Annotated in this window: 12 protein-coding genes; 6 read left to right on the top strand and 6 right to left on the bottom strand. The window is 49.6% G+C overall.

Annotation, left to right across the window (positions count from 1 at the left end):
* Positions 1-7 precede the first annotated feature (7 nt).
* The 6 genes from HMPREF0980_RS08870 to HMPREF0980_RS08845 all read right to left on the bottom strand — a co-directional run bounded on the left by HMPREF0980_RS08870 (position 8) and on the right by HMPREF0980_RS08845 (position 7,267).
* Positions 8-958: a transketolase family protein gene (locus HMPREF0980_RS08870; protein WP_049728777.1), complete on the bottom strand. Its 951-nt coding sequence runs from the start codon at positions 956-958 to the stop codon at positions 8-10.
* 2 nt (positions 959-960) lie between these two features.
* Positions 961-1,803 (bottom strand): transketolase, encoded by an 843-nt coding sequence (locus tag HMPREF0980_RS08865; RefSeq protein WP_049728776.1) that lies wholly within the window; start codon positions 1,801-1,803, stop codon positions 961-963.
* A gap of 35 nt (positions 1,804-1,838) precedes the next feature.
* A complete protein-coding gene (locus tag HMPREF0980_RS08860; protein ID WP_049728775.1) occupies positions 1,839-2,606 on the bottom strand; it encodes a GolD/DthD family dehydrogenase in 768 nt (255 codons plus the stop codon).
* A 33-nt stretch (positions 2,607-2,639) separates the two neighbouring features.
* The gene (locus tag HMPREF0980_RS08855) at positions 2,640-3,680 is read right to left on the bottom strand and encodes an NAD(P)-dependent alcohol dehydrogenase (protein WP_049728774.1); all 1,041 of its coding nucleotides are present in this window, start codon (positions 3,678-3,680) and stop codon (positions 2,640-2,642) included.
* A 196-nt stretch (positions 3,681-3,876) separates the two neighbouring features.
* Complete coding sequence (locus tag HMPREF0980_RS19780) at positions 3,877-5,760, bottom strand: substrate-binding domain-containing protein (RefSeq protein ID WP_049728773.1); 1,884 nt, start codon at positions 5,758-5,760, stop codon at positions 3,877-3,879.
* A 4-nt stretch (positions 5,761-5,764) separates the two neighbouring features.
* Entirely contained in the window at positions 5,765-7,267 is a 1,503-nt protein-coding gene (locus HMPREF0980_RS08845) for a sugar ABC transporter ATP-binding protein (protein ID WP_084002712.1), read from the bottom strand.
* 417 nt (positions 7,268-7,684) lie between these two features.
* Between HMPREF0980_RS08845 and HMPREF0980_RS08840 the strand changes: the two genes are divergently transcribed.
* From HMPREF0980_RS08840 to HMPREF0980_RS08815, 6 genes are read left to right on the top strand one after another with little or no spacing between them, the layout of a single operon-like run.
* Positions 7,685-8,635, top strand: a complete 951-nt coding sequence (locus HMPREF0980_RS08840) for a 1-phosphofructokinase family hexose kinase (protein WP_049728772.1) — start codon at positions 7,685-7,687, stop codon at positions 8,633-8,635.
* 17 nt (positions 8,636-8,652) lie between these two features.
* Positions 8,653-9,258 carry a class II aldolase/adducin family protein gene (locus HMPREF0980_RS08835; RefSeq protein WP_049728771.1) on the top strand — a complete coding sequence of 202 codons (606 nt, stop codon included), beginning with the start codon at positions 8,653-8,655 and terminating at the stop codon, positions 9,256-9,258.
* A gap of 25 nt (positions 9,259-9,283) precedes the next feature.
* Positions 9,284-10,108: a DeoR/GlpR family DNA-binding transcription regulator gene (locus tag HMPREF0980_RS08830; protein ID WP_049728770.1), complete on the top strand. Its 825-nt coding sequence runs from the start codon at positions 9,284-9,286 to the stop codon at positions 10,106-10,108.
* A 17-nt stretch (positions 10,109-10,125) separates the two neighbouring features.
* Positions 10,126-11,637 carry a rhamnulokinase gene (locus HMPREF0980_RS08825; RefSeq protein ID WP_049728769.1) on the top strand — a complete coding sequence of 504 codons (1,512 nt, stop codon included), beginning with the start codon at positions 10,126-10,128 and terminating at the stop codon, positions 11,635-11,637.
* Entirely contained in the window at positions 11,634-12,446 is an 813-nt protein-coding gene (gene rhaD / locus HMPREF0980_RS08820) for a rhamnulose-1-phosphate aldolase (protein WP_049728768.1), read from the top strand. The genes HMPREF0980_RS08825 and rhaD overlap by 4 nt, the downstream gene beginning before the upstream one ends.
* A gap of 22 nt (positions 12,447-12,468) precedes the next feature.
* Complete coding sequence (locus HMPREF0980_RS08815; protein ID WP_198146216.1) at positions 12,469-13,236, top strand: SDR family oxidoreductase; 768 nt, start codon at positions 12,469-12,471, stop codon at positions 13,234-13,236.
* Positions 13,237-13,616 lie beyond the last annotated feature (380 nt).

The following is a 13,616-nucleotide window of genomic DNA, read 5'->3' as shown; positions in this document are numbered from 1 at the left end:
TGGACACCTACTTTCTATTTTTCAGGGCAATGGCTTCTTTTGCCTTTGCAGCTATCTTTTCGGACGTCAGGCCGTATTTTACCATAAGCGCCTCAGCTGTTCCAGAATGACCGAACTCATCTTCCACACCATGCTTTACGACCGGCACCGGACATGTCTCGCCTGCCACTTCAGACACAGCAGCGCCGAGGCCGCCGATGATATTGTGCTCTTCCGTCGTCACGATTGCACCTGTTTCCTTCGCCGCTTTTATAATGATATCCTTGTCTATCGGCTTAATCGTGTGTAGGTCTACGACTCTCGCCCTGATGCCTTCCTTCCCAAGGAGGGCGGATGCCTTCAGCGCCTCCTGTACCATAAGTCCTGTGGCAATAATCGTCACATCATCGCCATCTTCTAACTGCACGCCTTTTTCAAGTTCAAATCTATAGCCGTCTATATGGTCTGTCACACACTCCACTCCGGAACGGCCGAGCCTCAGGTAGCAGGGGCCATCGTAGTCTATCATGGCTTTTAATGCCTCCTTTGTCTCATATGCGTCGCACGGGCAGATGACCGTCATTCCTGGAATGGTGCGCATCAGGCTCAGGTCCTCGATACATTGATGGGTAGCCCCGTCCTCACCTACCGACAGCCCCGCATGGGTGCCTACCACCTTAACATTCAGTCCCGGATAGGCGATAGAGTTCCTCACCTGGTCATATATCCTGCCTGCCGCGAACATCGCAAAGGTATGGATGAACGCCGTCTTTCCCGACGCTGCAGCTCCGGCTGCCATTCCCGCCATGTTGCACTCGGCGATACCTGCATTAAAGAAACGCTCCGGATACTTCTCGGCAAAATAGCATGACATGGTGCAGATCGTAAGATCTGCGTCGAATACCATTATCTTTTCGTCGGCTCCGAATTCGCACAGAGCTCTTCCATATGCTTCTCTCGTTGATACTACATTTCCCATGATTACACCTCCAGTGATGCGATAACTGCATCTATCTCACTAAATGCCTGACTGAACTGTTCTTCTGTCGGAGTGCTGCCGTGGAACTTCACATTGTTCTCCATATATGACACACCCTTGCCCTTTACCGTCTTTGCCACAATCACTGTCGGCATGCCCTTTACGTCTGCCGCCTCATCGACTGCATCGGCAATCTGCTCATAATCATGTCCGTCAATCGGAATGACATTCCATTTGAACGCTTTGAACTTATCCTCGATAGGATAAGGAGACATCACTTCCTCGACCGTGCCGTCAATCTGCAGGTTATTGTTATCTACGAACACGGTAAGATTGTCAAGGCCATAGTTGCCCGCCGCCATGGCTGCTTCCCATATCTGGCCTTCCTGAATCTCACCGTCGCCGAGCGCCGCGTATACCCGGTAGTCTTTCTTATCCACCTTGCCGGTCAGAGCCATGCCGACGGCCGCTGACAATCCCTGTCCGAGCGAACCGGCCGACATATCCACACCCGGAACTTTCGTCATCTCTACATGTCCGGAAAGATAGCTGTCCACATTCCGGAACGTCATCAGGTCGCTCACCGGAAAATATCCCCTGAGGGCCAGCGTCGCGTACATTGTCGGTGTACAGTGCCCTTTGGATAACACGAACCTGTCACGGTCCGGATTCTTTGGGTCAGATGGGTCTATCTGCATCTTCTCAAAGTATAATACTGCCAGTATGTCTGCCACTGAAAAAGAACCGCCTACATGTCCGGAGTGGGCCGCCTCGATTGCCTCGAGCGCCTTTCTCCTTATCTTCGCTGCCGTTAGTGCCAGTTCTTTCACTCTTTTTTCTTCCATCTTAAGAACCTCCGTCTGATATTAGTCAATTACGACTAGCAGATTGTAAATCCACCGTCAATTACCAGGTTCGCCCCATTGATAAGGCTTGCCGCATCACTTGCAAGGAATACCGCACACGCCGCAACTTCTTCCGGATATCCGAACCGGTGGGCCGGTATCTTCTTCTTAAACTCCTCGCCCCGCTCATTGTTCCAGTTCTCTTCGCCCATAGGAGTGAGGATGATTGTCGGTGAGACGGCATTGACATTGATATTGTACTGGGCCAGCTCCATTGCAAATTGTTTGGTCGCATAGATGACTGCCGCTTTGGCGCAGCCGTATGTAAGATGTCCCTCAAGTGCGACTACACCGGCCTGAGAGCCCATGTTGATAATCTTTCCGCCGCCGTTTTCCTTCATCCGCTTTGCGGCGGCCTTCATGAATCGCACAGTGCCTGTCAGGTTGATGCCAAGCGTCCTGTCCCAAAGCGCCTCATCGTGCTCCAGCACGCCTTCCACTACGCCGATTCCCGCACAGTTGACAAGGATGTCCAGCGAACCGAACGTCTCCACCGTCTGATCGACACACTCCTGAATCGCCTCTGTCTTTGTAATGTTACCTGCATAAGCCAGATAGCCCACACCCTGTTTCTCCATATATTCAGGCAGTTCTGCAGGTTCGCTTAAGTCGAAGCTCACGACGTTGGCGCCTTTTCTCGCATACATCTTTGCAATCTCAAATCCTATTCCGCTTGCAGCCCCTGTGACGATAGCAGTCTTTCCTGCCAGGCTGAAGTCTTCATTAAAAGTTCTGTAATCCATCTCTTATCATCCTCCATGGGTCGTTCCTGTCACTTATTTAATTTTGATTACTGCTTTCACAACTTCATCTTTATTGTTGATGGCACAATCAAAAGCGTTCTGGATGTCATCAAAGTCAAACTCATGCGTCACGATGCCAGATACGTCGATGATGCCGTCTGCTATGGCCGCAATCGCCTGTGGATATATATTTCTGTAGCGGAATACAGATTCAATCTTTGCCTCTTTGGCCATTATCTTGGCAAAATTATATTCTATCTTCTCCTGTGCAGATATGCCGACGAGAACGATAGTCCCGCCATTCTTCACCATGTACGGTGTCTGCTGGATTGTAATCGGAGCGCCTGCCGTCTCAAATACTTTATCCACGCCCGCACCTTCTGTAAGCTTTTCTACTTCAGCGACCGCGTCCGCCTCTCTGCCGTTGATGACGCGGGTCGCGCCAAGCTTCATGGCATAGTCAAGACGCTTTGGAATCACGTCCACTACCGTGATATCTGTGGCGCCGTGTGCCTTGCAGGCAAGCAGCGTCACAAGGCCGATGCAGCCCGCGCCGAGGATTACTACGGAGTCACCGAGCTTTACATCGCCCTGATTGGCTGCGTGCATACCTACGGATAAGGGTTCTACAAGAGCACCTTCCTTCGTACTGATATTCTCCGGGAGCTTGAAGCACATGTTCTCCGGAAATGCGATGTAGTTCTCATAGCAGCCCTGTACCGGAGGCGTCGCCAGAAACTGTACGTCCGGACACAAGTTGTAACGCCCTGTCTTGCAGAACTCACACTGGCCGCACGTAATGCCCGGCTCAAGTGCAACTTTGTCACCGACCTTAAGGTGCTCCACGCCTTCGCCAAGAGCGATAACTGTACCGGCACATTCGTGGCCGAGCATGAAGTCTCCCTCAACTTTGTAGTCGCCGCATCTTCCATCGTGGAAGTAATGCACATCGGAACCGCAGATTCCTACATATTCAAGCTCGACAAGCACTTCTTTTGCCCCGGCTTCCGGCATCTCGATGTCACGAATCTCCATTTTGTCTAAATCTGTCATATAAGCCGCTCTGTTTTTCATACCAAATCACCTGTCCCTTCCTGGATTGTTAATTTTTTCTCGATTTTTTTGGTCAAATCAAATACCCCGCAGCAAGCTGACGGGGCAGCATACTTGCAGCGCATGCGTGACAGCGCTTTTTTGTATAAAAACTGGCAAGCCATAAGACCTGCCAGTTTTTTACTTTTACAATATACTTTTATTTACTGACATTCTATTATTCTTTAATCTGTCCGTTGTCTTTGTACATCTGGATATACTCGTCAACATTGTCGCTTGTGATCAATGGAGCCGGAACGTTGTCATTAATATCAGTAATCTTCTTTTCGCCTGTCAGTACAGAGTGGATAGCCTCTGCGTTCATCTTGGCCAGGTCGATTGCTGACTGTAAGCCTGTAGATGTCATCTTGCCTTCTTTGATTAACAGGCAAGCCTCTGCTGTTCCGTCAACGCCGTATGCCAGCATATCTTTAAATTTGTCATTATCTTTCACTACTTCGATTGCGCCTGCTGCCATGTTGTCGTTCATAGATACGACTGCATCGATGTCGCCGTAAGCCTGTACCCAGTCTTCCATGAGTGCCATAGCTTCGTCTTTGTTCCAGTTAGCGATGTCTTCTGCAAGGATTTCTACGTCTGGTCTCTTCTCAAAGAATTCTTTTTCCCATGCATTTCTTCTCTCTGTGCTGTGGAAGTTACCTGCAGGCCCTAACAGAACGACAACTTTTGCGTTCTCAGGAATCTGGTCGATAGCAAGCTCACAGTTGACTTTCGCCTGCTCGTATGGATCGGCATCGATAGAGCCTGTTCCTTCACACTCGACACGTGGGTTTGTCGTGATACATGGGATTCCAGCGTCCACTACCTGCTGGATATAAGGAAGCTGAGCCTCACCGTTGTTCGCCTGGATGATGATACCGTCGAATCCGCTGGAGATGGCGTTCTCAATCATCGTGTTCTCTTTTTCGTCATTAGCTTCACCGTCAAATACTTCCAGTGTCATATCGTCATAGTTTTCAAATTCAGCTTTCAGCTCATTTGCAAGCCATGCCGCGAATGAATCGGACTGGGCTCTTGCGATATAAGCCACTTTATAGCTGTCTTTCTTGTCTCCTGAATCTTTCTTGGCATCATCCGCCACAAGGATAACTTTCCTCGTCTTCTTGTTCTTAGAACGGATATCCAGCACAACCGCAAACGCGATGATGGCGCCTTTGACTATCTGCTGCACGTAGGAATCCACTCCGGTCAGGTTCATGATGTTGTTCAGGAAACCGATGATAAATGCACCGGCAAGGGTGCCCATCGTCGTTCCCACGCCTCCCGAGAAGCTCGTGCCGCCGACAATCGTAGCTGTCAGGCCTTCCATCTCGTACCCTACCGCACCGTTCGGCAGACCCGCGTTAACACGGCTCATAAACAATACGCCTGCGATACCGGCGAACACGCCGTTGATGATGTATGTAATATACTTGTTCTTCTTAACGTTGATACCAGACGCGATGGCTGCTCCTTCGTTGCCGCCGATGGCGTACAGGGAACGTCCGTATCTCGTGTGGTTCATGATATACCAGGTGATGATCGTGATGACAACCATGAATATGATGGGCATCGGTATCGGTCCCACGCTGCCTTGGCCGAAGATCGTAAAATCTTTCAGCTGAAGCAGATTCTGCCCTTTTGTATAGAGAAGGGCGGCGCCTCTTGCCATCGTCTGCATCGCCAGCGTGGCAATGAAAGCCGGAACATCAAAATGTGTTACAAGCACTGCATTTACCAGGTTACAGAGAACTCCGATTACAATCGCCAGCAAAAGGGCCAGCGCAAGGGAACCGGTAGACTGGTAGCAGGCGATTGAAAGAACGCCGGAAAGCGCCAGTACGGAGCCTACGGACAAGTCAATCAGTCCTGCGATGACAAGGAGCATCTCTCCGTATGCAATGATGGTTCCTACAGACAGCTGCCGGGCAACGTTAGTCAGGTTGTTCACGGACAAGAAATTCTCATTCATTACCGCACATAAAATGAACATCGCCAGCAACACAATAAAAATAGAATATTTTTCTACAAACTTACTGTTTTTGAATTTACCTTTACTCATCTTCCTATACCTCCGCTTTTTCTGTGCCTGTCGCAAATCTCATAATAGTCTCCTGTGAGAACTCATCCCTGTTCAGGCATCCTGTAATCATTCCTTTGTTCATGACATAGATTCTGTCGCACATTCCGATTAATTCAGGCAGTTCTGACGAAACCATGATGACCGTCTTTCCCTCTTTCACAAGTTCGGTCATCAGTCTGTATATCTCAAACTTTGCGCCAACGTCGATACCTCTTGTAGGTTCATCCAGAATCAGCACATCCGGGTCTCTGAGCATCCACTTTGCAAGAAGTACCTTCTGCTGGTTGCCGCCGCTAAGTGCCTGTATCGCAGTCTCTAACGAAGGTGTCTTGACGTTCATCTTATCAAAATATTCTCCGACGAGCTTCTTTTCTTCTCTCGGATGGCTCCTGCCGCCGTAGATGAACTTGTCAAGGCTTGATATGCTGGCGTTTTCCATAACGCTTCTGATCGGTACGATTCCATAGCGCCTTCTGTCTTCTGACAGCATGACGACTTTGTTGTTGATACTGTCTCTTACTTTCTTAATGTGAACCGGCTTTCCATGGACTTTGATTTCTCCCCCGTCATAAGGGTCCAGGCCGAAGATCGCCCGCATCGTCTCTGTACGTCCTGCTCCCATCAGCCCCGCAAATCCTACGATTTCGCCCTTTTTGGCATAGAAATTGATATCCTTGAACACTCCCCTGCTCTCCAGGTCCTTGATTTCAAGAATCGGATCGCCGACGGGCACTTCTTCTTTCGGGTATACATTTTCCATCTTCCGCCCTACCATCAGTGCGATGACCGTGTCCAGATCTATGTCGGAAGCCGGATGCGTCTCGACGACCGTCCCGTCACGCAATACGGTGATGTCGTCTGCAATGCGGAATACTTCTTCCATCTTGTGGGATATGTAGATAATACTTACGCCGCGGCTCTTGAGTTCTGCAATCTTCTCAAACAGCACCTCTACCTCTCTGTTCGTGATTGCCGATGTCGGCTCATCCATGATTACGATATCTGCATTATTAGAAATAGCCTTGATAATCTCCAGCATCTGGATATCAGATACGGTAAGCGTCTTGAGCTTCTGCTCCGGATCATACGGAAGCTTCTCCTGCTCGAGAAACTTGAGCGTCTCCCTGCGGACTTTCCTCCAGTCGATTTTACCGATCTTGTTAACCGGCAGCCTTCCGAGAAACAGGTTCTCTTCTATCGACATCTCAGGTACATAGTTCAGCTCCTGGGCAATCATGGCGATTCCATAGCTTTGTGCCTGAATAGGATTTTTAATCTCCACCGGCTTCTCGTCGATGAATATCTGTCCTGAGTCCGGTTTGTAAAGTCCGTTGATGATTTTCATCAGAGTAGACTTTCCTGCACCGTTCTCCCCACAAAGGGCATGTACCGTCCCTTTTCTTACCGCAAAATCGATGTTGTCCAAAGCTTTGACTCCCGGGAAAGACTTATTAATTCCGCTGACACGCATTTTAATATTCTCCACTCTTCTTTCCTCCCTTTTCATATACTGCACAGCTTTTACCATTTTCGCAATTTTACATATTTGTTTTATTACCGTTTTTGACCGTTTATGCTTGTGGCAATATCACTCCTAGCACTTTTAACGATTCTATGACAAATATTTAGTATTTATTATGCATTTTGCTTATTATAGGACAAATTATAATATTATGACCTTTGTTTGTCAAGTCACTTTTTTGTCCTTTGGCAGTCACTTTTTTATGATTTTTGTTAAAATGTACACTTTTAGTTATATCTTTGTTCATATTTAGTTCATATTATCAACCGTCATTCAATTATTACTTTTGACTTTTTCTTTGTTTTTTATTGTTTTATTTTTGTTTTTGTGTTATCTTATGCTTAATTTCTTATATCAGATGTACATAGAAAGGAGCATGTTATGATTCACACCCTTACGCTGAACCCCGCCATTGACAGGATCCTGTACTTGAAAGAGCTGGAAAAGAACGTCACAAACAGGGTCAGAAAAACCACAGACACTATCGGCGGCAAAGGCACACACGTATCTATCAATCTGAAGCTTCTCGGTCAGGACAACAATGCCTTCGGCATATGCCACGGTGAAAACGGAAGGCAGGTCATCCAGATGCTGTCCGATTACGGTATCAACGTCCGTTTCAACCATTATATGGAAGATAACAGGGAGACGAGGACAAATTATCTGCTCATCGAGGACAGTACCGACTGTACGATTGTCGCAGAATCCGGAGTCACGCTCACGGAAAAAGAGCTGGATGGCCTTCTCGCTACGATGAAAGAAGTCATCTGCCCCGGAGATTACCTCATATTTTCCGGTGACGCGTCCAATTCTCCCGACCCTTCTATATATAACCGGATTCTGCACATCTTCCGGGAGAAGGATGTGAAGTTCTTTCTGGATACGAGCGGCCCCTCGCTGAAGGAATGCATCCAGGAGTCGCCCTATATGATCAAGCCGAACCTTGACGAACTGTCCACCCTGGCCGGATTCAGTATTCCGGAAGATGACGCGTCTATCATCAAAGCCATTGATTCTCTTGACACGTACGGAGTGGAGATTATCGCCGTATCACTAGGCGGCGACGGCTCCATCGTCAAGACTCCGGAAGGGATATACCGCGTACATCCGCCCAAAGTAGACGTTGTAAATACGATAGGCTGCGGCGACTGCTATCTCGCCGGATTCGTATACGGCCTATCCCAGGGATATGATATGGAAGAGACGATACGGACCGCGACAGGGGTCTCGGCGGCCACCGCTGAATCGCAGCTCTCGGCAGGCTATGTTTATAACCGAGCCATGGAACTGAAAAGCCAAGTAACAATTGAAAAAATCTGCCAATTATATTAAAGTAAAGGAGTAAAAGTATGAGCAATTTATCTTATTACGAAATGAGACAGGAAATGGTAACAGTAGCACGGCTGATGTGGGAGCGCAGGCTTACGAACGCTGCCGGAGGGAACTTCGCGGTACGCGTGGACGATAACCGCATTCTCATGTCCCCGTCGCTTATGTCAGAAAACAAGCATTGCAATATGAAACCGGAAGATTTCCTTCTGATCGATTATGACCAGAACATATTGGAAGGGGATGGCAAGCTCTCCCGCGAAGGTCTGATGCATGTGCTGATCCTCAGCAACTTCAAAGAAATAGCATGTACGATACATGCCCATCCATTCTACTGTATGCCGTTCGTGGCACAGTGCAAGCCGATTCCGAATGTGACGGAAGCCACGATGGGCCGCGGCGAGGTCGGATGCATCGAATGGACGAAAGCCTATTCCGAAGAGCTGAGCAGAAACGTATACCAGTACTTTGAAGACCACAGGGAGCTGGCGGAAAAGAAGCCGATCGGCATGATTATGCCAAAGCATGGCGTCGTCGTGTCCGGTCCGAGCATCTATCTTGCCTACAGTATGTTAGAGCGCATCGAGTGCGACGCTTTCTGTACCATTACGAAGAACCTCATCTAAACTCTGAATAAGGATGGTATGAATTATGTATAGCCATGAAAGGAAAGCCAAAATTATCGACCTGCTGAAGGCACAGTCTTCCGTGAGCGTCAACATACTGGCCGATATGCTCCACACGTCCAAGGAGACGATACGGCGGGATCTTAAAGAGCTGGAAAGCGAAGGCCTGCTGACGAGGACCCACGGCGGGGCCATAACGAACGGCAATTCCCGTTCCGTCGGAGCGTCTGCCAAGTACGGCGACACGATACTCAACAACGAGTATCCTTTCGCGCTCCGGCATGTGAGAAATATACCGGAAAAGAAAAAGATAGCCCAGAAAGCCGCCGCTTTTATCGAGAACCGGGACACCATCTTCATCGATAACAGCTCCACGACTTTATTCCTCCTGGACTACATTCCGAGAGAGGTTCACCTGACTATCATCACAAACTCCATAAAGGTACTGCTGGAGGCCGCCAAGCTCGGGAATCCCAACCTTTCGCTCATATCGCTGGCAGGATTCTATAACTGCAACAATTACTCGGTCTACGGAACAAGGACGATTAAAAGTGCGGAGGACTTTTTCCCGAACAAGTCCTTCATCTCCTGCACCGGCGTGACGCTTGAGAACCGGCTTACTGATATCAGCCTCAACGAGGTCGATACGAAGAAAGCGCTTATGTCAAAGTCAAAAGAGACCTATCTGCTGGCAGACCACACGAAATTCGAGATCAACGGACCTTTCTATCTGTCAGACTTCGATGCGATTGACTATATCGTGACTGACAAATATGACTATACACCTCAGACCGGCAGCAACATACGTACGATTACATCCAAAAATAATATTAAAATTATTACAAGCTAGAGGGAGGAGGTCCCACATTGAATATACTGGCTTTTGACCTGGGCGCAAGCGGAGGCAAGCTCTTTCTTGCGGCCGTGGGTAACGGCAAAGCATCTATTCAGAATATCCACAGGTTCGACAATGTATCATACCAGATCAACGGCAGCCTGTACTGGGATATCATCAACATCTATAAAGAGATGAACATCGGAATCAAAAAGGCCATAGAGCTGACGGACGACCATATCGATTCTTTTGCTATCGACTCCTTTTCCAATGATTTTGCATTTATCGATGAAAAAGGAGCACTGCTCACCCCCGTGCGCTGTTACAGGGACAAGCGTACCGAACGCCACGCGGCGAAGATATACGGACGGCTTTCCAAGGAACAGCTTTACAGCCTGAGCGGCAACCAGAACGCACTGTTCAACACTTACATGCAGCTCGCCGCCATGTGCGAGGACGGGCACGGCTACATATTGAAGAACGCGTACAAGCTGCTCTTTATCCCTGATCTGCTCATCAATTTTCTGACCGGAAAGACCATATCCGAATACACGCTGTCCTCTGTCAGCCAGATGTATGATTTCAAAAAAGATGACTGGTGCCAGGAGATACTGGACTGCTACTCCATACCGCGCAGCCTGTTCGGCACACTGACCAAACCGGGCACCCTGCTCGGACGCACGCAGGAAAGCTACAACAGATATATGGAGACAAAAGGGTTTCCTGTATCCGTCGTGTGCGAACACGATACGGCTTCCGCTTATCTCTCTTCTCCGGTCACGTCAGACTGTGCCCTCATAAGCTGCGGTACGTGGGCGCTCATAGGCACGGAGCTGGAGTCCTGTGTCATCACCGGGGAAGGCTACCGGGCAAACCTTGCCAACGAGGGCGGTTTCAAAGGGCATCACCGCCTGCTCCGCAACGTGATGAGCTCCTGGTTCATCCAGGAGACGAAACGATATTATAAAGAGCACGGGCAGGACTATTCCTTTGAAGAGCTGGGACAGCTTGCTGCGGCCGCCAAACCGTTTGGCTATCTCTTTGATCCGGATGAGGACGTATTCTATGAGCCCGGCAATATGCCTGTAAAAATACAGCAGTATTGTATGGACCGCTACGGCTCGCGTCCCGAGACCACGGGTGAAATTATCCGCTGCATCTATGAAAGCCTGGCGATGAAGTTCCGCTGGACGATCGAACAGCTGGAGCACATATCCGGCAAACCGCTTCCTGTCATCAATATGATGGGCGGAGGGGCCAAAGCATCGATGCTCTGCCAGTTCACCGCCAACGCAGCGGGGCGCACGGTTATCGCAGGCCCGGATGAGGCAACCGCCATCGGCAACATCACCGTCCAGCTCATCTCTACAGGAGCGGCTGCCACGCTCAACGAGGCAAAAGATATCATGAGGCCATCATATAGGACGAAAGAATATACCCCTCAGAACACGGAAGAGTGGAATATGCATTATGAAGCATTTCTGAAACTGTCGAACGATTCAGACCCGGCGTCTCTTCGAGGCGCCAAGGAGGAACAACGATGAAACATATATTAGAATCACCAATCATAACAGATATCTGTGATATGACTGCCAACATGTATCGGCTTGGATGGGATGAGCGAAATGGCGGCAATATAAGCTGGCTCCTGGATGAGAGGGAACTGTCAGATTATCTCGACCTTTCTAAAGTCATTCGCAGTATTCCGATTGCATTTGACGCCGAAGAGCTTGCCGGACGCCTGTTTCTTGTCACGGGAACCGGAAAGTATTTTAAAAATGTAACCAAAGACCCGGAGGGAAATCTTGGAATCGTACGTGTGGCGTCAAGCGGCAGAGAACTGGAGCTGCTCTGGGGGTTTGAAGGCGGAACGCTCCCGACGAGTGAATTTCCTACGCATCTCATGAATCATATGGCAAGGCTGAAAGCAGATCCAGAACACAGGGTCGTCATGCACTGCCATCCGGCAAATACGATTGCCATGACCTTTGTACATTCCATCGATGACCGCGAATTCACCTGCACGCTCTGGCAGATGATCACAGAGTGTATCGTCGTATTTCCCGACGGTGTGGGCATCGTACCGTGGATGGTGTCAGGGACAAATGACATCGGGGCCGCTACCGCCGAGAAGATTAAGGACTGCCGTCTCGTCGTATGGGCACACCATGGTATCTTCGGCACAGGCCGGACTCTGGACGAGGCTTTCGGCCTCATAGAGACCGTGGAGAAGGCCGCAGAAATCTATATGAAGATCGCCCATCTGGAACGAAAGAACGAGATACCGAAAGATCAGCTGAAAGCCCTTGCCGGCACCTTCCACGCGGTGCCAAGAGAAGGCTGGCTTGACTAGAACCCAAAAGGAGGATTATGTGATGTATTTACAGGATATATTTGGATTATACGGCAAAGCTGCCATCGTGACCGGAGGTGGCCGCGGCATCGGTCAAGTTATCGCCTGCGGCCTTGCCAAAGCAGGAGCCGAAGTCGTAATCATCTCCCGGTCCGGGGCCAAAGAGACGGTGGACATGATTGAGAAAGACGGCGGAAAGGCTTACGAGCTCAAAGCCGATGTTACGGACGAGCCACAGGTGGAACAGGCGCTCGCCTCCATATTGGAGCGTTCCGGTACGATAGATATCCTCTTCAACAATGCCGGTATCTGCATGCATCAGTCAACCATGGACGCTACTGTGGAGGAATTCCGCCAGGTCGTAGATACGAACCTGACGGGAGAATTTATTATGGCGCGCGCTGTAGGGCGGATTATGATTGAACGTGGCATAAAAGGCAGCATCATCAACATGGCTTCTATGTCGGGGACGATCGTCAACATACCACAGTGGCAGTGTTCCTATAACGCTTCGAAAGCAGGGGTTATCCACCTGACAAAATCACTGGCCGTAGAATGGGCGCAATATGGCATCCGGGTCAATTCACTCAGCCCGGGCTACATCGCCACGCCGATGTCTGTCGATCTGTCACCCCAGGAACTGATAGACGCATGGATGCCGCTCATGCCGCTCGGCCGGATGGGAAAGCCGGAAGAGCTGATACCGCCGGTGCTCTATCTTGCATCGGATGCGTCAGGCTACACGACAGGCAGCGATCTCATCGTAGACGGAGCCTACTCCTGCCAGTAAATGGGGGTTTAGTAAATTAGGACGCCGCTGGGGAGGCAGGGGGCATCTGCTCCGATGCGTCCGGGAACTGCGACTATCACACAGATTCCTAAGCCCGTGGAATGTTCGCCGATGGGGCTCTCATCCCACGGGCCAAGGAATCTGGTGAGGATTCTCCGTCCCTCCCGCTTATACCTTCGCATATGTCCCCTGCCTCCCCAGCGGCTATCTACTTTACTGGCACGGGCGGGGACGGCTGTGTGACGTTACTGGCGGTCGGAAGGAATTTATCTGTGCCGGTATATTAATAAAAAAGCTGAGCGAGTGAAAACCTTTGGCAAAATGGAATTATAATTATAATGAGGAAGAGCCGGAATCAGGTACAGGGCTGTTATGTGAGA

The sequence above is a fragment of the Dorea sp. D27 genome (assembly GCF_001185345.1).
In the GTDB taxonomy this organism is placed as follows: Bacteria; Bacillota; Clostridia; order Lachnospirales; family Lachnospiraceae; genus Extibacter.
This window is presented reverse-complemented; position numbering and strand designations above follow the sequence as displayed.